The following is a 22,735-nucleotide window of genomic DNA, read 5'->3' on the forward strand; positions in this document are numbered from 1 at the left end:
GCCGATCCGGAGTGATCCCAATGAGCAAGCGCACGTTCCAGCCCAACAACCGCCGCCGCGCCAAGAAGCACGGCTTCCGCGCCCGCATGCGCACCCGCGCCGGCCGCGCCATCCTGTCGGCTCGCCGCGGCAAGGGCCGCACCGAACTCTCCGCCTGATCCGACCAGCGGTGCTGGCGCGCGGGAACCGCATCACCCGCGGGGCGGAGTACAAGGCCGTCGTCCGTGGGGGTTCTCGCTGTGCCGGTGCCACCGCGGTGACGTACGTCGTGTCCACGACCGACGAGCGTCCCGCCCGATTCGGCTTCATCGTGAGCAAGCAGGTGGGCAATGCAGTCACCCGCAACACCGTGCGCCGGCGTCTCAAGTCCGTGTGCGCAGAAGCGCTGCCGACCGTGAGGCCCGGCGCCGACGTCGTCATCCGCGCGCTTCCCTCCGCGGCATCCGCGTCGTACGACGCTCTGCGCGGCGACGTGCTGCGATGCCTCGCCCGGAAAGCCGCCGCGTGAGTTCGGCGACGCTGCCCGCCTCGGCCACCGGAGAAGGCTCCCTCTCCTGGGATGCCGCTGCCCGCACCCTTCCCTTGGTGCCGCGCAACCTGGTGCTCGCCGCTCTGCACGGCTATCGCGCGACGATCTCGCATCTCTACGGCGACGTCTGCAAGTACTACCCCTCGTGCTCCGCCTACGCGGTCGGCGCTGTGCAGCAGCACGGTGCGATCAAAGGTGCTGCGCTGACCGCCCTCCGACTCGGCCGCTGCCACCCGTGGGCGCGCGGCGGGATCGACGACGTGCCGCCGCATGCGCACTATCGGCACTCACTGACTCCGCACGGATTCGTCGTGCCTCCCAGAAAGGACTGATCCGTGCTGGATCTTCTGTTCCGCGCCGCTGCCGCCACACCCACGCCGGCAGTCCCCACACCCACCACGCCGCCGCCCGGTACCGGCATGGACTTCTTCAGCATCATCATGTGGCCGTTCAAGTGGTTCGTCGAGGCGATCCTCGTGGCCTGGCACTGGGTGTTCACCTCGATCGGCCTCGACCCGTCGGCCGGCCTCACCTGGGTCATGTCGATCATCGGTCTGGTGATCGTGGTGCGCTCGGCGCTCATCCCGCTGTTCGTGCGGCAGATCAAGAGCCAGCGCAAGATGATGGAAATCGCTCCTGAACTGCGAAAAGTTCAGGAGAAGTACAAGGGCAAGAAGGACCAGCTCTCTCGCGAGGCCATGAGCCGCGAGACCATGGCGCTCTACTCGAAGCACGGCACCACGCCGGTGTCGAGCTGCCTGCCGCTGCTGGTGCAGATGCCCATCCTGCTGGGCATGTTCTACACGCTGAGCGACGTGAAGAAGCACGCCGAGTGGGGCCTGGGAGGCGTGGGCCTGCTGAGCGCCGAGCTCACCAAGCAGTTCTACGACGCCCAGCTGTTCGGCGTCGCCCCGCTGCACACCAGCCTGATGGATGCCATCAACACGAAGCCCTCCGGCTGGGAAGTCACGGTCATCATCCTGATCGTCCTGGTCGTGCTGATGATCGCGTCGCAGTTCATCACCCAGCTGCAGATCATCTCGAAGAACCTGTCGCCCGAGGCCAAGACCGGCCAGGCGTACCAGATGCAGAAGATCATGCTCTACGTGCTGCCCCTGGGCTTCATCTTCTCGGGTGTGTTCTTCCCGCTCGGCGTGGTGCTCTACTGGTTCACCTCCAACATCTGGACGATGGTGCAGCAGTTCATCGTCATCCGGAACATGCCGACGCCGGGCTCCGACGCGGCCAAGGCTCGCGAAGAGCGCCTCGCGCGCAAGGGCAAGGCCATCGACTCCTCGGGCAAGATCGTGCCGATGGAGAAGTACCAGGCCGAGCAGGCACGCCTCTACGAAGAAGCCCAGCGCGCCAAGGAGCAGGCTCCCAAGCGTCAGCAGCCGGTCAACAAGAAGCGCGCCAAGAAGCAGGGCCAGCAGGGTGGACAGAAGGGCGAGCAGGGCGGCCAGAAGAACGGCCAGAATCCCAAGCCGAACCTCCAGCCGCCGGCTGCTCCCGACTCCCCGTCCGGCCCCACGGCATCCTGATCACACGAGGAACCGACATGACCACGCCCAATGACACGCAGACCACGGCCCCCTCGGGCGCCGTGGTGACCGACGCCACCGTCGAGCAGCTCGAAGAAGAAGGCGACATCGCCGCCGATTACCTCGAGGGACTGCTCGACATCGCCGACGTCGACGGCGACCTCGCCCTCGACGTGCGCGGCGGTCGTGCCTACGTCTCCGTCGAGAACGAGGACGAGGCGGCGCTCTCGCTGATCTCGGAGCCCGACACCGTGCAGGCGCTGCAGGAGCTGACCCGTATCGCGGTGCAGGCGAAGACCGGCCGGTTCTCCCGCCTCATCCTCGATATCGGCGGATCCCGTGAGGCGCGCGAGCAGCAGCTCGAGAAGCTGGTCGACCGCGCCATCACCCGCATCGAAGACGGCGCGACGCAGGCCTCCCTGCCCGCCATGTCGAGCTACGAGCGCAAGCTGGTGCACGACATCGTGTCGGACCGCGGCTTCGTGTCGGAGTCGTACGGCGAGGGTGCGGACCGTCACACCGTGATCCGCCGCGCGTGACGTTTCACGTGAAACGCTGATGCTCGAGAACGAACCCGCTGTCGCTGCCGACCTGTTCGGTGATCGGATCGACCAGGCACGCGCCTTCACCGCGGCTCTCGCGGAGCACGGTGAGGAGCGCGGCCTCATCGGACCACTGGAACTCCCCCGACTCTGGTCGCGCCACGTACTCAACAGCGTGGTCGCTGCGCCGCTGTTCCCGGCTGGCGGCCGTGTCGGCGACATCGGATCGGGCGCCGGCCTGCCGGGTCTCGTGCTCGCCATCGCCCGCCCCGACGTGCGGTGGGTGCTGATAGAGCCCATGGAACGCCGTGTCATCTGGCTCACCGAGCAGGCGGAAGCCTTGGGTCTTGAGAACGTCGAGGTCGTGCGTGCCCGTGGCGAGGATTGGAAGCAAGGTCCTGTTCTGGATGCCGTGACCGCACGCGCGGTCAGTGCACTGCGCACGCTCATCCCCCTCACAGCGCCCCTCGTGCGCGACGGCGGCGAGTTGATCCTGCTGAAGGGCGCCAACGCCGCGAACGAGATCACCGCTGCAGAGAAGCAGATCCGCAAGTTCCGCCTGTCGGACGTGCGCGTCGAGCCCGTGGGTGAGGGCGTCATCGACGAACCCACCCGCGTGATCCGCGCCACCGTCCGCTGAGCTCGGCGTTCTGATCGGGCGCTGCACCAACGATTGACAGGCTCACACCCGGGGTTGATCCCCCGGGTGTGAGCCTGACTCGTTTGCGGCACTCGGCGCTTCGGATGCTGGAACGGGGTGTGAATCACCCGCGGCAGTCGTGCTTCGCTCATGCCAGGCCCGATGCCCCGAAACTCCGACTCGCCCCGATATGGGTACCCTGCGCCGGTGCGATCTTCGTCCGCGCCGGCACCCACGGCGCGGGTACGCGCTGATGGAGGCGTTGTTTCACGTGAAACGTCGTTGCATCATGCAGTGGAGACACCGTTGCCCGCAGAGGTGGACGATCGACCCGATGTATCCCGCGTGACCCACGTCGATTCAATGCAAGACGGTCTCGGCGCAGCGAACATTGGATCTTGGGGGTCGGCCCTGGCGTTTCACGTGAAACATCGACAGCGCGCGTCACTGGTCATCTCGACTCGATGGGGCTGTGCTCCGCTGTGTTTCACGTGAAACATCCTTCCGCCATGGATGGCGAATGATCAGAATGATCCTTCGCGGTAAGCGCCCAGTCCACGCGCTACGGGTGCAGGCTCTCTGAAAGACGAACGACGGCGGGGTGTTTCACGTGAAACCCCGAGAAGTACCCAGCTGAGCGGGGTGGGACTGCCGTGCGCTGCAGCCGGGCCGCCCGCGCATCCGGGCAAACCACCCGCCACCCCCGCCAGCCGCCGCCCATCCAGCCGCCGCCCATCTATGCAGCCGTCCAGCCGTCCGTTCATTCGCCCGTCTGCTCAATCGCGCATCAGCTCAGCCGGCGGTCCGCCCAGCCGGCCAGGCGTGCAGCCGGCCAGGCGTGCAGGCGTGGAGGCGGGCAACGCCGAGCGGCCTCTCTCCGCGCTTGCATTTCGGGCTTTGTCTGGCGAGGCGGGCTGCCTCCGCGCGAGGTTTCACGTGAAACATTGGTGTGGTCGTCCAAATTCACGCCCTGAGGCCACGCTGACGCGCGGGATGCGCATGGTCACCGACGGGTAAATGTGAACCACATCCCGGTGCCCATCTGTCGGATGCGTGGGGCGGGTGTCGTCGAATGTGGCGTCTTGGGTGACGTGAGCACCAATGTTCCGACGGATGGACCACACCGATGATCGCGGGGCGCCAGGGAGGGCCGTGAGCCGGTGACGCAGGTGCGGGACGGCCGCCGGGGGAGTCCGGGCGTCATCGTCGTCCGGGCCAGGTCGGCGCGACTACCGCCGTGCCGACCTGGAAGGTCGCTGGCGATGCGGTCCCCTTCCAGTGGTGAGGTCGCTGACCGGTGGTGGCTAGATGATGGATTCACTCCCGGCCAACTGAGCCAACGCGAGTCTTGGCGAGTGGTCGATGCTCGAGGGGCGACTGCCTCCGGGCTCACCGCACGGCGATCACGGCCGCTTGATAGGGGACGCGCTACGCCTGCTGTCTGCTGTCTGCTGTTCATTGCCCACTGTCCGTTGCCGGTTGTCGACCGTTGCCCGTTGCCCGTTGCCCGTTGCCCCTGGCCCGTTGTTCGCTGTCGGTGGTCGGCAACAGGTGACCGATCACCGATCAGAACGTGGCGCGTGTTTGATCTATCCGGTTGGTATCTCTGATTGTCGGCCTCCGTCTCGCGGCGTTGGCCAGCGTCGCGACTAGGTGCGCCGCGCGTGAGCTCGAGGGCTTAGCGGGGCGGCCGGGGGCGGCTGCTCTCCAGGCGCGGTGGCCACACCGGCATAAGAAGGAGGGTCGAACGAACTCACTCCCCTGCTGTCGCGAGTCGTAATGAAGCCACAATCCACGACCTGAGTCCTGAATCACCAGAGATTCCGGGTCACAGTGCCCATCTGCAGAGACGACGCTGAGGCGCAGCAAGACGTCCACGTGCCCCTGGTTGGGGGCACGTGGAGTGCTCGGGGCCCGTGTTCAGCGCTTTGGGAGCGCTTCCGGTGTGATCTCGACGAGAGAACCTCGAATCCAGTCCTGTGGCAAGCCGTTGGCTGCGTCCGAGCGGGCGCCTGACGCCCCCAATACCGCGGTCTCTCAGCGTGACCATCCGTCGGACCGGTGGGGCGGGTGGTGTCGGAAGTGGAGTGGAGGGCGACACCAGCACCAACGACCCGACGGATGGTGAGCTCGCACCCGCGGAATCACGCGCGCCTCCAGCTGACCGGCACCCGATTCCACATCCAAAGGCCCAATGTTTCACGTGAAACACGGACCCCCACCACCCGCCCGCGGCCCGATGTTTCACGTGGAACATCGGGCGGGGGAGGCTCGGGTCGGAGGGCTCGACTACAGTGGATGAGTCCCCCAAGTCAGGAGTTGCAGGTGCAGGAATCGGACGACGTGGCGGCACCGTTCTCCATCGACGACAGCCCCATCGCCCGCGAACTGGCCGATCTGACCTCGCGCCGCAAGGTGCTCGAGACCGTCGATCTGCACATTGAGGGACCGACCCGCGTGATCACGGTGTCGAACCAGAAGGGCGGCGTCGGAAAGACGACGACGGCCGTCAACATGGCATCCGCGCTGGCCTCCCTCGGTGCCCGCGTGCTGGTGATCGACCTCGATCCGCAAGGCAACGCCTCGACCGCCCTCGGAGTGCCGCACACGGCCGAGACCCCGAGCGTCTACGACGTGCTGATCGACGAGTTCCCGCTGGCCGACATCGTGCAGGTGTCGCCGGAGTCGCCGCGACTGCTGTGCGCTCCGAGCACGATCCACCTCGCCGGCGCCGAGATCGAACTGGTCTCGCAGGTGGCACGCGAGCACCGGCTGCGCACCGCGCTCGAGGACTACCTGTCGGACGACGCCGACCCTGTCGACTTCGTCATCATCGACTGCCCGCCCTCCCTGGGCCTGCTGACGATCAACGCGTTCACCGCGGCGCACGAGCTGATGATCCCGATCCAGTGCGAGTACTACGCGCTCGAGGGTCTCAGCCAGCTGCTGGGCAGCGTGCGGATGATCCAGAAGCACCTCAACCCGCGCCTGCACCTCTCGACGATCCTGCTCACCATGTACGACGGCCGCACGCGCCTCGCGCAGCAGGTGGCCGACGAGGTGCGCTCGCACTTCTCGAAGGAGGTGCTCCACACCGTGATCCCGCGATCTGTGCGTGTGTCTGAGGCGCCGAGCTTCGGCCAGACCGTGATCGCCTACGACGGCGCATCCGCTGGAGCAGTGGCTTACCGCGAAGCCGCGGTCGAACTCGCCCGACGAGGGCTGGCAGAGAACAACAAGGGGGCATCCTGATGGCGAAACGAACGGGTCTGGGGCGCGGCATCGGCGCGCTCATTCCGACGGCGGCCGACTCCGACGAGGCGCGTCCCGTCGACGTGTTCTTCCCCGGGGCGTCCTCGCGCGCCGCCGCGGTCACCGAGGCGCCCGAGCAGGATGCCGGGGAGACCGCGGAGCTGCTGGCGATCCCGGGTGCCCGGCTCATCGAGGTCGACCCCAACGCGATCGTCCCCAACCCGCGGCAGCCGCGCACCCACTTCGACGTCGACGACCTCGCCGAGCTCGTACACAGCGTGCGCGAGTTCGGTGTGCTGCAGCCCGTCGTCGTTCGCACGAACGAAGAGGGCGCCTACGAACTGATCATGGGCGAGCGACGCACGCGCGCCGCCCGCGAGGCCGGCCTGACCGCCATCCCCGCGATCCTGCGCGACACGACCGACGAGAACCTGCTGCGCGACGCGCTGCTCGAGAACCTCCACCGCTCGCAGCTGAACCCGCTCGAAGAGGCATCCGCCTACCAGCAGCTGCTCGACGACTTCGGCATCACGCAGGAGGAGCTCGCGGGGCGCATCGGTCGCTCGCGTCCGCAGATCAGCAACACGATCCGCCTGCTCAAGCTCCCGGTTCCGGTGCAGCAGCGGGTCGCGGCGGGCGTGCTCTCGGCCGGCCACGCCCGTGCCATCCTGTCGCTCGTCGACGTGGACGCCATGCAGCGCCTCTCGGACAAGATCGTCAACGAGGACCTCTCGGTGCGGGCCGCAGAGGCCGCGGCCAAGCAGCCGGATGCCGGCAGCACCTCGCGGATCGCCCCCAAGGCCGGTGCCCGTCGGGCCCACCTCGACGAGGTCGCGGAGCGGCTCGGCGACCGCTTGAACACCAAGGTGAAGATCTCGCTGAGCTCGAAGAAAGGCCAGATCAACATCGACTTCGCGTCGATCCAGGACCTCAACCGCATCCTCGCTGAAATCGGCGAAACGGAGTACGGCGCCTTCTGAGCCGCGTACCCTGGAAGGGTGACAGAAGAGCCCGACCTTCCGCGCCGCGCCAGCCTCGAGCTGTTGCGCGCCGAAGCCGCCGACGAACTGTCGGTGCTCGTCGAGGAGCGTCTGCGCGCGGGTGAAGACCCCTGGGACTTCATGGAAGACCTGCCCAGCGTCGACGAACTCGTCGTGCTGACCCTGCGTGCCGAGAACATCGCGGCCGACGGTGGCAACCGTCCCTCGGAAGCGCGCAACTATCGGGTGCTGCGCCAGATCGCCATCGCCCACCCACCCCTCACGCGGGCCGTGTGGCGGCTGCTGGGCAGTGAGCCGCATCGCACCTGGGACGCATCGGTTCGCGCCGAAGCGTCGTGAGTCGCTAGGTTCGAGCGGGTGAACCCGGCCGCACCCGCTCGCCTCGACGTCTCGTTCCCGCCGGCGACCGAGAACGCCGCGATGCTCGTCGTGGCCGCGCTCCGCGACTTCCGCGTCGACGGAAACGTGCACGTCGACGACGAAGCCCGCCGCGGCTGGGTGCGCGTCGACGTGTCGTATGCTCCCGAGCGCGGGATCATCGTAGCCGACCGCGCCGGCATCCGGGCGCCCACCCCGGCACCACCGCTGCTGGAGGCACTCGCGGCGCGGCTCGGGGCCACCGTGTCGCTGTGGAGCGACGACGCGTTCTTCGCGGCGGGGGACGACCGCGATACCGCGACCGGTGAGGAGTCGTCGCCGGCGGCGCGCGGGGCGAACGAGATCCACATCGTCTACGGCACCGTGCCGCTGGCCCCCGATCGCCGTGGTGAGCTCGCGCTGCAGCTGGGCGGCGATCTCACGGCGGTGCCCACCGCCCGCGGCGTCGTGATCGTCGCCGACGCGAGCGCGCCGGGCGCCCACTGGCCGAAGGCGCAGCGCCCCGTGCTGACCCTCACAGTCGATGCCGACGTGCTGCAGCTGGCCTTCTACGGCGCTTCGTCGGTGGCGGCGCTGCCGCTGCGCGAACGCCTCGCCGCCGCGGCGACGCCGGATCTGGTGCTGCGATGGGAGCCCGCCCCGGTTCCCACACTCCCGGAGCTCATTCCTGCGCCGCCCGCACCCGCCGCGGCCGACGACTCGTTCGACCTCACGCCGCTCGAGGAGATCCAGGTCGACCACGCCGCCCTCCGCGCGCTCATCGATGCCCCGCTCGACGCCGAGGTGCGGACCCGGGTGCTCACGGCGCTGCGGCTGGACCCGCCCGCCGACCAGATCGCGCGGGGAGAGGTCGATCCCGGGGCGCTGCCGGGCGCGGTGCGCATCGTGAAGAAGGGGCTGTGGGGGACGATCGCGGATGCCGTCGCCGCCGAGCCCGAGGGCACCTCGCTCTGGGCGCGCTGGCGCCGGCTGCCGCATCGCCGTCCCCGCCTCGCGCGTCTGCTCACCGCCCTCGAGGCGGTGGCGGCGGTCGCCGTGTGCGTGGCGGCAGCGCTGCCGCCCTTCCCGCAGCCCCTTACCACGGTGCAGTGGGTGATGGGCGCGGTGCTGGTCGTCGACGTGATCACCGACGTCGTCGTGCTGCGCGCCGCGGCATCCGCTCGGGCAAAAGGAAACCCCTGATCAGATAGATATCTGACCAGGGGTCGAGTCCTGTCGCGTCACCGGGTGACGCGGGTGCGAAGAGCTCAGCCGAGGTAGGGCGCGAGGTCCTGCTCGAGGGCGAACTTCGGCTTGGCGCCGATGATCGTCTTCTCGACCTCGCCCTTGTTGAACACCTTCATCGCGGGGATGGAGGTGATCTGGTACTTCATGGCGAGCTGAGGGTTCTCGTCGACGTTGAGCTTCAAGACGGTCAGCTTGTCACCGTTCTCGGTGGCGATCTCGTCGAGGATGGGTCCGACCATGCGGCACGGGCCACACCACTCGGCCCAGAAGTCCACGAGGACGGGACCCTCGGCGTCGATGACGTCCTGCTGCCAGCTGCTCTCGCTCGTGGCCTTGGCGGTCATGTCATTTCTCCTTCGTGTCGACGGGGAGTCCGTCAGTGTCCCCAACAGTGCGGGGACGGGGATTGTTCCGTGTGCTCGGGCGACGTGCTCAGGCGGCGCCGACGGCGGCCGCGTCGGGCAGGCCGTCGATCTCGGCGGCGTCGGCAGCGGGCTGGCCGGCGTCGGCCAGCGACGCGAGGTAGTGCTCGACGTCGAGGGCGGCCACCGTGCCGCTGCCGGCCGCGGTGACGGCCTGACGGTAGGTCGGGTCGATCACGTCGCCGGCGGCGAACACACCCGGCACCGACGTGCGCGACGAGCGGCCGTCGACCCAGATGGTGCCGTGCTCGGTGAGGTCGAGCTTGTTGTGCACGAGGTGCGTGCGCGGGTCGTTGCCGATCGCGACGAACACGCCGTCCAGCGGCAGTTCGCGCGTCGAGCCGTCGACGGTATCGCGCAGCAGGATGCCGGTGACGGCGTCCTCACCGAGGACATCGGCGACTTCGCTGTTCCAGACGAACTCGATCTTCTCGTTGGCGAAGGCGCGCTCCTGCATGATCTTCGACGCCCGCAGCTCTTCGCGGCGGTGGATGACGTAGACCTTCGAGGCGAACTTGGTGAGGAAGGTGGCCTCCTCCATGGCGGAGTCGCCGCCGCCGACGACGGCGATGGTGCGCTCACGGAAGAAGAAGCCGTCGCAGGTCGCGCAGTACGAGACGCCGCGTCCCGAGAGGCGGGCTTCGCCCTCGATGCCGATCTTGCGGGGCGCCGACCCGGTGGCGAACACGATGGACTCGGCCTCGTGGGTCTTGCCCGAGCCGAGCGTCACGGTCTTCACGGGGCCGTCGACGTCGAGCTCGACGACGTCGTCGTACGCGACGACGGTGCCGAAGCGCTCGGCCTGCTCCTGCATCTTGGCCATCAGGTCGGGGCCCATGATCGCCTCGGGGAAGCCCGGGAAGTTCTCGACCTCGGTGGTGTTCATCAGCTCACCGCCGGCTTCGACCGAGCTGGCGATCAGCAGCGGCTCGAGGTTGGCGCGGGCCGCATAGATGGCGGCGGTGAATCCCGCCGGACCCGATCCGATGATGATGACCTTGCGCACGACTGCTCCTTCTCTCGCGGGGCCGCGACAGGCCCCGAGACGTTCAACCAATGGTAGGCGCACCGCATTCCAGGTGCGCGGCGGCCCGCCCTACTTCCCGGGCTACTTCCCGGGAAGGAACCGGCGCACGGCGCGCATCGCGACCTGCAGCTCGGGAACGCGCAGCACCAGCAGCGCAGCACCGTAGACGGCGAGGGTGACGATGCCGATGATGCCGGCGGCGAGGATGCCGGTGAACTTCTCCGACGCCGCCCACCCGTCGACGCCGCCCAGCAGCAGGAAGACACCCCAGCCGACGGCGCCCGCGACGACACCGACCCCGAGGAACACCGCGAGCGCGCGCAGCGCACCGCCCAGCCCCAGCGGGCCGATCTTGCGGCGCAGGGCCGTGGCGGCCACCCCCAGCTGCGCGAAGTTGGCCACCGACTGGCCGAGGGCGATGGCGCAGGCGAGGAAGGCCAGCGGCAGCACCTCGGCCTCGAGCAGCTGCACGGCGACGAACGTGGTCGCGATGACGATCACCGCCTGCACGACCGTGAAGAAGAACGGGGTGCGGGTGTCGTGGAAGGCGTAGAACGTGCGCTGCATGCCGAACTGCAGCGACAGCGGCACGAGGGCCACGAGATACCCCGCCAGCACGAAGGCGAACGCCACGGCATCCTGCGACGTGTCGGTGAACACACGGGAGATCGGGATGATCGCGGCGACGATGGCCACGAGCGCGCCGACGATGAGCAGCGAGATGATGCGGGTCTGCGCGTCGAGGTCGCGTTTCACGGCGTCGGTGTCGCCCACCGTGGCGTGCTCGGCGATGCGTGTGTAGTACGGCGTTCCGATCGACATGACGATGACCGAGTAGGGGAGGATGAACACCGTCCACGCCGACTGCATCGTGAACACGGATGCCGCCGCTCCCGATGCCGCCGAGACGGTGCTCACCTGGTAGAGCGCGGCGAGCTGGCCGACGAGCACCATGAGGAACGTCCACCCGGCCAGGCGTCCGATCTGCCGCAGGCCGATGCCCCGCCAGTGGAAGTCGGCGCGCACGCTGAGGCTCGCCCGGCGCCAGAAGAAGAAGAGCACGACCGTCTGCAGCACGATGCCCAGGGTCGCCGTGCCGCCCAGCACGCCGACCATCTCGGGCGTCCAGCCGGTGGCGTCGCGGTGCAGGCCGAACAGCCACACGAACGCGCCGAAGCCGATGATCGAGACGATGTTGTTGATGATGGGCGACCAGGCGTAGGGCCCGAACACCTTGCGCGCGTTGAGGATCTCGCCCATGAGCGCGTAGAGGCCGTAGAAGAACAGCTGCGGCAGGCACCAGTAGGCCAGGGCGAGGGCCAGCGCGAACCCCTCGGGCGGCAGGTTGCGGCCATACAGCTGCACGAGCACGGGGGCCGCGACCATCGCGACGGCGGTGACGACGGTGAGGGCGACGATGCCCAGGGTGAGCAGCTTGGAGACGAACGCACTGCCGTGGTCGTCGTGCTCGCGCACCGCCCGCACGATCTGCGGCACGATCACCCCGGCCAGCAGGCCCGACGAGATGAGCGCGAAGATCGTGTTGGGCAGCTGGTTGGCGATGCCGAACGCGTCGGCGGCCTGCGACATGACCGTGCCCAGCGCGGCGGCGAGCACGATGTTGCGGATGAGCCCCGTCGCACGCGAGGCCAGGGTGCCGGCGGCCACCACCGCGCTGGCGCGTCCGAGACTAGCCATCGACCTTCTCCTCCCGGCCGTCGCGACCGTCATGGCCGTCGTGGCCGTCGTCGCGGCCGTCGTCGAGCCGGTCGTCGTCGCTCGTGGTGTCGCCGTCGTCGAGGTCGCGGGCACGCCGGCGGCGGCGCACGGTGCGGATGACGCCGATCAGCAGGAACCCGCCGACGAGCACCGACAGCACGACCACGCCGATCTGCTCCCACTCGGCGCGCACGTTGACGGTGACCTCCATCGGGTCGCCGATGGCCACCATGGTGGGGCTGCGCAGCTGCAGCGACAGTTCGGCCTCGCCGCTGCCGACGCGGGCCTCGACGGGCACGTTCACGCGCGTGGCCTGTGCGGCTCCGGCCTCGACGGTGGTGGTCGTCTGCACGATGATGCGGGGGTCGCCGGGCACCGTGTAGAGCACGAGCGACACCGGCCAGGCCAGGTCGTTGCGCACCGTGAAGCTCAGCGGCGCGCTGGTGCCGAGCAGGTTGATGTCGGAGACCGGCACGAGCTCGACCGACTCGAGCGTCGTCGTCGTGCGGGCGCGCTGCGCGGCGACGGCATCCGGCCAGGCCGACACGCCCCGCCACGCGTTGCCGATGATCTGCAGCGTGCGCGCGCGGTCGGGCACGGTGAGCACGGCCGGGTCGGCCAGGATGGTCGCGAACTGGGCGAGGGCGTCGGCGTCGGCGCGGAACGAGGCGAACGCGTCGACCCACGCGGCATCCGGCTGGGCATCACCCAGGGTGACGGCATCGGGGAAGACGGCGCGCAGCGCGCTCATGCCCACCGGGCTGCGGCCGAGCAGGGCCTGCGCGGTCGTCACCGCCGCGCTCAGGCCCTCGGGGGTGCGGGCAGCGGAGCGGTCGACGGTGACGGCCAGCGGCACGGCGGGGTCGGTGAACTCCTGATAGGCGGTGGCCTCGGCCGTGGCGGCGTCGCGGTCGACGTCGGTGATCGCCGCGCTCGCGGCCCGCAGCGCGTCGGAGATGTCGGCGTCGTAGACGAGCAGATCCGCATCGCCGGCGCGCGAGTGCGCGGCCGCAGGGCCGGTGACGGATGCCGACGAGACGAGGGTCAGCGACGCCGCCGCCCCGTCGGTGACGGCGCCGAGGGTGGCGATCTGCGCCGCCCCGACGCTGCCGGAGGCGGGCCAGAGCACCGCCGGGGCGGCGGTGCCGATGCCGTCGAGGCCCGACGCGGGCTGCTCGGTCGTGGTCTGCGGGTCGGGCGTGGGCGTGGGGGTCGGGGTGCCGGCCGGGGTCAGGCGCGGCGCCAGCGCGTCGATGTCGCCGACCTGCAGCGGGGTCGACAGCCCGGCGCCCAGCTGGGTGGCCAGGTCGGCGTCGCCGAACTGCAGCGCGAACCGTTCGTTGGGAAGGGCCAGCAGGTCGGCGAGCCAGGCGGTCGCCGTGGCGGGCGCGGTGGTGCCGAGGGCCCGGATGGCGGTGGGGATCGCCGGATCGACGGCGAGCACGGCTGCGGTGCCCGCGACGGCATCCAGCTGCGCGCGCAGCGCCCCGTCGGATGCGGTGAGGGTGGCCAGTTCGTCGGCGGTGAGCAGCGCGGTCGACAGCGCTCCCGCGGTGATCGGCACCACGACGGTCACCTGACCGGCGGGCCGGTCGACGGCGGGCACGATGAGCGTGCTCGCGCTCGTGAGCTCGCCGCGCTCGGTGAGGTAGGTGGCCCGCAGCGGGTAGACGCCCGCCGGAAGCCCGGCCAGCGCGGCCAGGTCGAGGGAGACCGAGGTGGCGGTGCTGCCGCGGGCGGGCAGGGCGTCGAGCACCGTGCCTCCGACCGCCGTGAACCCGTCGACGCCGGACTGGTCGGACAGCCAGCTGCCCAGGGCGGCGCGGGAGCCGAGCGGGGCGTTGCCGCGCTCGATGCGCACCTCGGCGGCATCCAGCGGGGTGGAGGCGGGATTGGAGGCGGTGACGTCGACGATGACCGGCAGGTCGGAGCGCACGATGCCGCGATCGCCGGGGCCCATCGCGAACGTCGGGGCGGCGTTGGCCGTCGCGGTGGGCGTGGGCCCGGGCGTCGGGTCGGTGGCCGCCGCCGCCGGCAGGGGCGAGAGCATCAGCAGCGCCACGCCGAGGGCGGCGGCGGCGCGGGCGCGCCAGCGGGGCGCGGCGCGCGGCACGGAATCGGGCGAAGTTGGGGTCATGGTGATCCGGTGCGATCACAGACCGCACGACTGCCTGCATTCTAGGGTTCGGGCGCTGTGCGCCACCCGTGACGGGCCGCGGCCCGCTTGAATGGACCGATGCCCGTCATCACCGCTGACCCCCGTCTGGCCGCCGCCCTGCGCACCGATCTCGACGCCGCCGGCTACACCGCCACCGCGGTGCGCGAGGGCTGGGGGCCCGTCGCCGACGCGGCCGTCGGACGCGGCCTGCACGGCCCGGCGCTGGCCGCGATCGCCGACCGCGACGACGCCGCGGCCGTGCACGCGCGGCTGCTGTTCCTCGGCGTGCCGCAGCCGGCTGCCGCCGTCGAGGCCGCGTTCCCCGCCTGCGGCGTCGACGGGCTCATCGGCCTGGGCCTGGCCCGCCGCGACGGCGACCGCGTGGTGCCGACGGCGCTCGTGCGACCCCAGGATGCCGGGGGTGCCGGTGCCGACGGCGCTGGTGCGGGGGTGGGCGCGCACTGGTGGATCGCGAGCGACCTCGACGAGGCCGCGCTGGCCGGGCCGCTGCCCACCGACCACGTGCTGGGAGTCGGCGGCGCCTCGCTCACCCTCGCCGGCCTGCAGCTGGCCACCCCCGTCGACCGTGTGCTGGATGTGGGCAGCGGCTGCGGCATCCAGTCGCTGCGGGCACTGCTCAGCGCCGACCGGGTCGTGGCCACCGACGTGTCGCACCGCGCGCTCGCCTTCACGCGCCTCAACGCCCTGCTGGCCGGCACCGACGCCGTCGAGGTGCGCCACGGAAGCCTGTTCGAGCCGGTCGCCGGCGAGCAGTTCGACCGTGTCGTCTCGAACCCGCCGTTCGTGATCACCCCGCGCGTGCAGGGCGTGCCCGAGTACGAGTACCGGGATGCCGGATACGCCGGCGACGATCTCGTGGCCGCGTTCGTCACCGGGGTGGGCGCGGTGCTCGCCCCGGGCGGCACCGCTCAGCTGCTGGCTAACTGGGAGTACCGGGAGGGCGAGGACGGCCTCGACCGGGTGCGCGCCTGGGTGGCCGCCTCGCCCGAGCCGCTGGATGCCTGGGTGGTGGAGCGCGAGCACCTCGACCCGCTGTCGTATGCGGAACTGTGGGTGCGCGACGGCGGCACGACGCCCGGCTCGCCCGAGTACGCGCGCCTCATCGACGCCTGGCTCGACGACTTCGCCGCGCGCAGGGTGACCGGCATCGGGTTCGGCTACGTGCTGCTGCGGCGCCCCGTCGACGCGGCGCCCGCGCTCGCCCGCTACGAGCGCGTGTCGCAGCCGGTGACCGGCGCGCTGGGCGTGCACCTGGGCGCGGCGCTGGCGGCCGCCGACCGGCTCGCCGCCCTGAGCGACGACGCACTGTCGGCGGCGGTGCTGCAGGTTGCCCCCGACGTGACCGAAGCCCGCCACCACCGGCCCGGCGACGAGGCGCCCACCGTGATCGAGCTGCACCAGGGGGCCGGGTTCGCGCGCGTCATCGCCGTCGACCCGGGGCTCGCCGCCCTCGTGGGCGCCTGCGACGGCGACCTTCCCGTCGGCGTGCTCATCTCGGCGATCGCGGATCTGCTCGAGGTCGACGCTGCGGCACTGGCATCCGACCTGCTGCCCCGCGTGCGCGAACTGCTCTTCACCGGGTTCCTGGGCTTCGCCCGGTAGGGCGGCGGGGGAGCGGCGCTGGGTAGGCTCGAAACCATGCTCAACATGGCCGCCGGCCTCGCCCGCCTCGCCGCGCTCGCCGCGTCGCCGGTCACCGCGACCCTCGGCGACGCGTTCGCCGCCGCGGGATTCGAGCTGTCGATCGTCGGCGGCCCGGTGCGCGACGCGATGCTCGGCCGCACCGTCAACGACCTCGACTACACGACCGACGCGCGCCCCGACGACATCCTGCGCATCGTCAAGCCGCTGGCGACCGCCACGTGGGACATCGGCCGCGCCTTCGGCACGATCGGCGCCAAGATCCGCCGGCCCGACGGCACCCCCGAACAGGTCGAGATCACGACCTATCGCGCCGACAGCTACGACGGCGTGACGCGCAAGCCCACCGTCGCGTTCGGTGACACGCTCGAAGAAGACCTGGTGCGGCGCGACTTCACCGTCAACGCCATGGCGTTGCGCATCCCCGGCCCCGCCCTCGTCGACCCCACTGGCGGCGTCGAAGACCTCGTCGCCGGCATCCTGCGCACGCCCGTCGACCCGGCGGTGAGCTTCGGCGACGATCCGCTGCGCATGCTGCGTGCCGCCCGCTTCGCCAGCCAGCTCGGCTTCGCCGTGGCCCCCGAGACCGAGGCCGCCGTCGCCGCGCTGCGCGAGACGCTGCGCATCGTCAGCCCCGAGCGCATCCAGGGCGAGCTGGTCAAGCTCCTGGCCACCGACGACCCCGTGCGCGGGCTGCGGCTACTCGTCGACACCGGCCTGCTCGACCAATTCCTCCCCGAGGTGCCGGCGCTGCGCCTCGAGGTCGACGAGCACCACCACCACAAAGACGTGTACGAGCACTCCCTCACGGTGCTGCGCCAGACGATCGACCTCGAGCACGAACGGCATCCGGATGCCGTACCCGACGTCACCCTGCGCCTGGCGGCCCTGCTGCACGACATCGGCAAGCCCGCCACCCGAAAGCTCGAGCCCGGCGGTGGGGTGAGCTTCCACCACCACGACGTCAAGGGCTCGCGCATGGCGCGAAAGCGCCTGCAGAGCCTGCGCTTCGACTCCGACACGATCGGCGCGGTCGCCCAGCTCATCGAGCAGCACCTGCGCTTCTTCGGGTACGCCGAGGGCGCGTGGACCGACTCTGCCGTGCGGCGCTACGTGCGCGATGCGGGCGACCAGCTCGAGCGCCTGCACATCCTCACCCGCGCCGACGTCACCACCCGCAACAAGCGCAAGGCCTCCCGGCTGAAGGCCGCCTACGACGACATCGAACGGCGCATCGATGAACTGGCCGAGCAGGAGCAGCTGGGCGCGATGCGACCCGAGCTCGACGGCAACCGCATCCAGGAGGTGCTCGGCATCGCCCCCGGCCGCGAGGTCGGCGAGGCCTACCGCTTCCTCATGGACATCCGCCTCGACGAGGGCATCATCGGCGAAGACGAAGCCGAACGCCGCCTGCGCGCCTGGTGGGCCGCCCGCCCCTGACCCCGCGCCCGGCGCGTGCCGCGGCGTTGCCCTCGTGTCGCGTGTCCCCTTCTGCCGCGGCGTTCTCCCCTGCCGAGTGTCCAAGACACGCCGTACGTGCCGGGCGGATGCCGCGTGTCTTGGACACTCGACGGTTCGAGGCGCAGCCGGTCGACGCCCGCACGAACCACGCGGAGCCCGCACCGAGGGGTGCGGGCGCTGCGGAGGGCGCGGGGCGGAGGTCAGGGCTTCGCGGCGGCCAGGGAGCGGCCGGCGTCGCGGGCGGCGTCTTCGGCGGCGGTGCGCAGCTGCGCGGCGGTGTCGGTGAAGGCGTCGAGCGCCGGGTTCACGCCCACCAGGGTGAACGGACGGGTCACGACGGTCAGGTCGAGGCCCCAGACGTCTTCGAGCACGCGGCGCAGCCAGCCGGTGGAGTGGTCCCAGCCCTCCTTGGGCGTGCCCACGTCGTAGTTGCCGCCGAGCACGGTCACCAGGGTCGCCGGCTTGCCGCGCAGCGCGGTGCCCTGCGGGTCGATGCGCGGGTCGGTGTAGGCCAGGTCGAACCACAGCTTCGCGTGCTGCGAGACGCCGTAGTTGTAAAGGGGCACGGTGAGCAGGATCGCGTCGGCGTCGATGAGCTCGTCGGCCAGGCGCGTGCGCAGGGCGAGGGCCTCGCGCTGCGCGTCGGTCAGCAGCTCGGCGGGGGTGAAGCCGGCGGTGACGGCATCCGTCCACGCGGTCGAGGGGATCGGGTCGGCGGCCACGTCGCGGCGCACGACGGCGCTGCCGGGGTGCGCGTCGAGCCACTCCTGCTCGACGAGGTCGCCGAGCGCACGGCTTGCGGAGGTGGCCGGCATGATGCTGGCATCGAGGCGGAACAGGGTCATTTCGCTACTCCCATCAGAGTGACTATGAAAAACAAAGCGACTAGCGGGAGACTAGCACGGGTAGCATGAGGGTATGACCGAGAACCACGACGTACGCAGCTGCGACGCCGCGGTCTCGCACGCGTTCTCGGTGCTGGGCAAGCGCTGGAACGGCATGATCCTCGACGCGCTCGGCGGCGGCCAGCTGTCGTTCGTGGGCCTGCGCCGGGCCGTTCCCGGCATCAGCGACGCCGTGCTGTCGGATCGGCTCAGCGAGCTCGCCGACACGCACCTGCTCGAGCGCCGCGTCGAGCCGGGCCCGCCGGTGGCCGTCGCGTATGCGCTCACCGACGCCGGGATGCGGCTGATCCCCATCCTCGGTCAGCTCGGCGCCTGGGCAGACGCCAACCTCGAACGCCGCTGAACCCCCCCGTCCCGCCACCCCGCACCGGTACCCCCCGGACCCGCACGCACGCACCCTCGCGGGGCCACGGCCCGCGACCTACACTGGTCGCACCCGCTCGCCGTCGAACGGAGCCGCCGTGCCCTCGCTGTGGTCGTCCCGGCGCGAGATCTCGCCGCAGAGCTCGCGCCTGCTGATCGAGCGCGCGCACGAAGAGCTCGTCGCCGGCAACGCGGGCGACGCGCGTCTCGACCAGGTGCGTCCGCTGGTGCGCGAGTCGTGGCGGCGGTCGCTGGCGGGCCTCGTCGGGGTCGAGGCGCTGCCGCCTCTCGAGCTCACCGACGACGAGCTGGAGGCGTATCGCAGCGCCCACCCGCTGGCCGGGGCGATGGACATGATCCGCGCGCTGCTGCTTCCCGAGCCGGATGCCGGTGTCGTCGTGGCCGTCGGCGATGCGGCCGGCCGTCTGCTGTGGGTCGAGGGCGACCGGCACGTGCGCACCCTCACCGGCGACATGGGCTTCGTCGCCGGCACCAACTGGTCGGAGCAGGCCGTCGGCACCTCGGCGCCCGGCACCGCGCTCACCCTCGACCGGTCGGTGCAGATCCACGGCGCCGAGCACTTCAACCGCCTCGTGCAGCCCTGGTCGTGCACCGCCGCGCCCGTGCACGACCCCGAGACCCGCGCGCTGCTGGGCGTGATCGACGTGACCGGCGACGCGGATGCCGCCACCCCCCAGGCGCAGCTGCTGGTAGACGCGACGGCGCGGGCGATCGAGGCCGAGCTGATGGTCGCGCGCCTGCGCAGCCGGGCGGCGGCCCCGCGCCTGCCGCGCCGTCACGCCCCGCCGCCGGTGCGCCGCACGACGACGCTGCGGGTGCTCGGCCGCGACCGGGCCCTGCTCGAGCTCGGCGGCGACGCGGGCAAGTCGGTCACCGAGCTGTCGGCCCGTCACGCCGAGATCCTGCTGATGCTCGCCGTCCACCGGCAGGGGGTGTCGGCCGAGCAGCTGGCGACGCTCGTCTACGGCGAACCGGTCGTCGACACGCTGCGCCCCGAGCTCGTGCGGCTGCGCCGCGTGCTCGAGAAGACCGCGCCCGCGCTCGTTCCCGCATCCCGCCCCTACCGTCTCACCACCGAGCTCGAGACCGATGCGCATCAGCTGCTGTCGCTGCTGGGGCGCGGCGCGCACCGGGTCGCGCTGGCCGCGTACCGCGGGCCGGTGCTGCCCGACTCCACCGCTCCCGGCGTCGAGGAGTTCCGCAGCACCGTCAGCTCGACGCTGCGCGACGCGCTGGTGGCCGAGGCATCCGTCGATGTGCTGCTGGCCTACGCCGACACCGCCGACGGGGCCGATGACGACGACGTGCTGCGTCTGGCCTTGAGTCTGCTGCCGGCGCGCTCGCCCAAGCGCGCCGCGCTGGTGGCCCGCGTCGAACGCCTGGACGCCGCCGAGGAGCGGGCGACCCGCTGAACCCGGCCGCACGCCGTGACCGCCGGTGCCCGCGCCTGGCAGGATGAAGCCAGACAGCCGCACCGCCCCGCCCCGGCTCTCCGGCCGCGGGCAACCGGGAGGCCGCGATCGTGCCGGAGGGATCGATATGACCGATGACCGCCCCACCCCCGCGCTGACGCGGCTGGCCGAAGCCCACGGCATCGCCACCGAGTACTGGTCGTTCTTCGGCGACCGCGTCGTCGTCCCCGCCACGACCCTGCGCGCCATCCTCGGCGCGATGGGGGTGACGGCGCAGACGGATGCCGAGATCGACGAGGCTGCGACGCTCGTGGCCGAGTCGCCGTGGCGCGAGCTGCTGCCGGCATCCGTCGTCTCCCGCCCCGGCGCGCGCAGCGTCGAGGTGCACGTCGCCGATGCGCACGAGGTGACCCTGGCGGTCGCGCTCGAAGACGGCACGTGGCGCGATGTGGCGATTCCCGAGCAGCAGCCCACGGCGCGGCTGGTCGACGGGGTGCTGCGCTGGAAGGTGACGGTGCCCGTCCCCGCCGACCTGCCCCTCGGGTGGCACACGCTGTGGGCGTGGCAGCGCCCGTTCGGCGGCGGGGAGGCCGACCGCACGGCATCCTGCCCGTTCGTGATCACCCCCGAGCGGCTCGAGCGCGGGCGCACACGACCGGGCAAGAACGGCCGCGGCTGGGGCCTGATGGCGCAGCTGTACTCGGTGCGCTCGCGCGGATCGTGGGGCATGGGCGACTTCGCCGGCCTCGGCGACCTCGCCGCGGTGGCCGGGGCGCAGGGAGCCGACTTCCTGCTCGTGAACCCGATCCACGCCGCCGAGGTCACCTCGCCGATCGAGCCGTCGCCCTACCTGCCGGCCACCCGCCGCTTCCTCGCGCCGCTGTACGTGCGGCCCGAAGACATCCGCGAGGCGTCGTACCTGGATGCCGCCGGCCGGGCGGCCCTCGCCGCCGCCCGCGCGCCGGTCGCCGCGCACGACACCGACCCGCACCGCATCGACCGCGACGCGGTGTGGGCCGCCAAGCGGTCGGCGCTCGAGGTCGTGTTCGCGGTGCCCCGCAGCCCCGCGCGCGCCGCGGAACTGGCCGACTTCCTCGCCCGCGAGGGCCGGCCGCTCGAGGACTTCGCGCTGTGGTGCGCCCTCGAGGAGCACTACGAGGGCGTGGAGCGCCCGGCGGCGGCGCGCGACATCGGGTCGCCGCTCGTGGCCGAGCTGCGCGCGCAACTGGCCGACCGGGTCGCCTTCCACGCGTGGCTGCAGTGGATCGCCGAGCAGCAGGTCGCCGCCGCGCAGGCCGGCGCCCTGGCATCCGGCATGACGATCGGCGTCATGCACGACCTCGCGGTCGGCGTGCACACGCTCGGTTCCGACGCGTGGTCGCTGCACGACATGTACGCCCCCGGAATCACCGTCGGCGCCCCACCCGACATGTACAACCAGCAGGGGCAGAACTGGAACCAGCCGCCGTGGCTGCCCGCCGCGCTCGCCACGGCCGGCTACGCGCCGCTGCGCGACATGATCCGCACGCTGCTGCGCCATGCCGGCGCGCTGCGGATCGACCACGTGATCGGGCTGTTCCGGCTGTGGTGGATCCCGGCCGGTCTCGGCGCCGGCGCCGGCACCTATGTGCGCTACGACCACGAGGCGATGATCGGGGTGCTCACCCTCGAGGCGCAGCGCGCGGGGGCGGTGCTCATCGGCGAAGACCTCGGCCTCGTCGAGCCGTGGGTGCGCGACTACCTGGCCGCGCGCGGGGTGCTGGGCACCTCGGTGCTGTGGTTCGAGCAGGACGGCGACAAGCCGCGCCCGCCCGAGCAGTACCGCGAGGCGCTGCTGGCCACCGTCAACACGCACGACCTGCCGCCGACGGCGGGCTACCTCGCCGGCGACCACGTCGCCCTGCGCGCCCGGCTGGGACTGCTCACCCGGCCGGTCGACGACGAACGCGCCGACGCCGAGCGCGAGCGCGACGCGATGCTCGCCTTCCTCCGAGAGCGCGGGCTCATCGGCCCGGATGCCGGCGAGCAGCAGATCATCGAAGCCCTCAACGTGCTCATCACCGCGTCCCCGTCGCGACTGCTCGGCGTGGCGCTCGTGGATGCCGTCGGCGAACGGCGCGTGCAGAACCAGCCCGGCACCGACAAGGAGTACCCCAACTGGCAGGTGCCCCTGGCCGACTCCGCCGGCGACGCCGTGCTCATCGAGGACCTCGCCGCGAACCCCCGGTTCACCGCCCTCACCGATGCCGTGGATCGGGCCTTGCGGGGCTGAGCGGGGGCGGGTGTCCTGACCCGCACTTCGTGGGACCCGGCATCCGCCCGTGTCCCGTGATCCGCGGGTGCGGCGGCCCTGACCCGCACTTTATGGGACCTGGCATCCGCCCGCGTCCCGCAATTGGCGGATGCCGCGACCTCTACCGCACTCCGCGGGACCCGGAATCCGATCATGTCCCGCAAACGGTGGGTCTGGCTGCC

At 71.3% G+C, this 22,735-nt stretch carries 20 protein-coding genes; 15 read left to right on the top strand and 5 right to left on the bottom strand.

Going from position 1 to position 22,735, the window contains the following annotated elements; genetic code table 11:
• Positions 1–20 precede the first annotated feature (20 nt).
• The 10 genes from rpmH to N3K63_RS04155 all read left to right on the top strand — a co-directional run bounded on the left by rpmH (position 21) and on the right by N3K63_RS04155 (position 9,065).
• Positions 21–158, top strand: a complete 138-nt coding sequence (rpmH, locus tag N3K63_RS04110) for a 50S ribosomal protein L34 (RefSeq protein WP_036304730.1) — start codon at positions 21–23, stop codon at positions 156–158.
• A gap of 11 nt (positions 159–169) precedes the next feature.
• On the top strand, positions 170–508 hold the full coding sequence (gene rnpA, locus N3K63_RS04115) for a ribonuclease P protein component (RefSeq protein WP_261578721.1): 339 nt from the start codon (positions 170–172) through the stop codon (positions 506–508).
• A complete protein-coding gene (gene yidD / locus N3K63_RS04120; RefSeq protein ID WP_261578722.1) occupies positions 505–861 on the top strand; it encodes a membrane protein insertion efficiency factor YidD in 357 nt (118 codons plus the stop codon). The genes rnpA and yidD overlap by 4 nt, the downstream gene beginning before the upstream one ends.
• Before the next feature lie 87 nt (positions 862–948).
• A complete protein-coding gene (yidC, locus tag N3K63_RS04125; RefSeq protein ID WP_390895101.1) occupies positions 949–2,070 on the top strand; it encodes a membrane protein insertase YidC in 1,122 nt (373 codons plus the stop codon).
• Positions 2,071–2,087: 17 nt separating this feature from the next.
• Positions 2,088–2,609 (top strand): Jag family protein, encoded by a 522-nt coding sequence (locus N3K63_RS04130; RefSeq protein ID WP_261578724.1) that lies wholly within the window; start codon positions 2,088–2,090, stop codon positions 2,607–2,609.
• 19 nt (positions 2,610–2,628) lie between these two features.
• Complete coding sequence (gene rsmG / locus N3K63_RS04135) at positions 2,629–3,252, top strand: 16S rRNA (guanine(527)-N(7))-methyltransferase RsmG (RefSeq protein WP_261578725.1); 624 nt, start codon at positions 2,629–2,631, stop codon at positions 3,250–3,252.
• 2,298 nt (positions 3,253–5,550) lie between these two features.
• Positions 5,551–6,504: a ParA family protein gene (locus N3K63_RS04140; RefSeq protein ID WP_261578726.1), complete on the top strand. Its 954-nt coding sequence runs from the start codon at positions 5,551–5,553 to the stop codon at positions 6,502–6,504.
• Complete coding sequence (locus N3K63_RS04145) at positions 6,504–7,484, top strand: ParB/RepB/Spo0J family partition protein (RefSeq protein WP_261578727.1); 981 nt, start codon at positions 6,504–6,506, stop codon at positions 7,482–7,484. The genes N3K63_RS04140 and N3K63_RS04145 overlap by 1 nt, the downstream gene beginning before the upstream one ends.
• Positions 7,485–7,502: 18 nt before the next feature.
• On the top strand, positions 7,503–7,844 hold the full coding sequence (locus tag N3K63_RS04150) for a tryptophan synthase subunit alpha (protein ID WP_261578728.1): 342 nt from the start codon (positions 7,503–7,505) through the stop codon (positions 7,842–7,844).
• Positions 7,845–7,862: 18 nt separating this feature from the next.
• Positions 7,863–9,065, top strand: a complete 1,203-nt coding sequence (locus tag N3K63_RS04155) for a hypothetical protein (RefSeq protein ID WP_261578729.1) — start codon at positions 7,863–7,865, stop codon at positions 9,063–9,065.
• Between the two features lie 65 nt (positions 9,066–9,130).
• Here the strand turns inward: N3K63_RS04155 and trxA are convergent, their stop codons facing one another.
• The 4 genes from trxA to N3K63_RS04175 all read right to left on the bottom strand — a co-directional run bounded on the left by trxA (position 9,131) and on the right by N3K63_RS04175 (position 14,415).
• A complete protein-coding gene (gene trxA, locus N3K63_RS04160) occupies positions 9,131–9,454 on the bottom strand; it encodes a thioredoxin (protein ID WP_261578730.1) in 324 nt (107 codons plus the stop codon).
• An 88-nt stretch (positions 9,455–9,542) separates the two neighbouring features.
• Positions 9,543–10,538: a thioredoxin-disulfide reductase gene (gene trxB / locus N3K63_RS04165; protein ID WP_261578731.1), complete on the bottom strand. Its 996-nt coding sequence runs from the start codon at positions 10,536–10,538 to the stop codon at positions 9,543–9,545.
• 102 nt (positions 10,539–10,640) lie between these two features.
• On the bottom strand, positions 10,641–12,257 hold the full coding sequence (gene murJ, locus N3K63_RS04170) for a murein biosynthesis integral membrane protein MurJ (protein ID WP_261578732.1): 1,617 nt from the start codon (positions 12,255–12,257) through the stop codon (positions 10,641–10,643).
• Positions 12,250–14,415, bottom strand: coding sequence for a DUF6049 family protein (locus N3K63_RS04175; RefSeq protein ID WP_261578733.1), 2,166 nt, complete (start codon positions 14,413–14,415; stop codon positions 12,250–12,252). Before N3K63_RS04175 ends, murJ begins: the two co-directional genes overlap by 8 nt.
• Before the next feature lie 99 nt (positions 14,416–14,514).
• Between N3K63_RS04175 and N3K63_RS04180 the strand changes: the two genes are divergently transcribed.
• Both N3K63_RS04180 and N3K63_RS04185 read left to right on the top strand, forming a co-directional pair.
• Positions 14,515–16,059 carry a DUF7059 domain-containing protein gene (locus tag N3K63_RS04180; protein ID WP_261578734.1) on the top strand — a complete coding sequence of 515 codons (1,545 nt, stop codon included), beginning with the start codon at positions 14,515–14,517 and terminating at the stop codon, positions 16,057–16,059.
• Between the two features lie 36 nt (positions 16,060–16,095).
• Positions 16,096–17,538, top strand: coding sequence for a CCA tRNA nucleotidyltransferase (locus N3K63_RS04185; protein WP_261578735.1), 1,443 nt, complete (start codon positions 16,096–16,098; stop codon positions 17,536–17,538).
• A gap of 221 nt (positions 17,539–17,759) precedes the next feature.
• On the opposite strand, the gene N3K63_RS04190 is transcribed toward N3K63_RS04185, so the two are convergent.
• Positions 17,760–18,404, bottom strand: coding sequence for an FMN-dependent NADH-azoreductase (locus N3K63_RS04190; protein WP_261578737.1), 645 nt, complete (start codon positions 18,402–18,404; stop codon positions 17,760–17,762).
• Between the two features lie 73 nt (positions 18,405–18,477).
• On the opposite strand from N3K63_RS04190, the gene N3K63_RS04195 reads away from it, so the two are divergent.
• The 3 genes from N3K63_RS04195 (at position 18,478) to malQ (ending at position 22,532) form a co-directional block, all read left to right on the top strand.
• Positions 18,478–18,807: a winged helix-turn-helix transcriptional regulator gene (locus N3K63_RS04195; protein ID WP_261578738.1), complete on the top strand. Its 330-nt coding sequence runs from the start codon at positions 18,478–18,480 to the stop codon at positions 18,805–18,807.
• 118 nt (positions 18,808–18,925) lie between these two features.
• Positions 18,926–20,260: a GAF domain-containing protein gene (locus N3K63_RS04200; RefSeq protein WP_261578740.1), complete on the top strand. Its 1,335-nt coding sequence runs from the start codon at positions 18,926–18,928 to the stop codon at positions 20,258–20,260.
• Between the two features lie 127 nt (positions 20,261–20,387).
• On the top strand, positions 20,388–22,532 hold the full coding sequence (gene malQ / locus N3K63_RS04205; protein WP_261578741.1) for a 4-alpha-glucanotransferase: 2,145 nt from the start codon (positions 20,388–20,390) through the stop codon (positions 22,530–22,532).
• Positions 22,533–22,735: the final 203 nt, after the last annotated feature.

It is taken from the genome of Microbacterium festucae, from assembly GCF_025421715.1.
In the GTDB taxonomy this organism is placed as follows: Bacteria; Actinomycetota; Actinomycetes; order Actinomycetales; family Microbacteriaceae; genus Microbacterium; species Microbacterium festucae.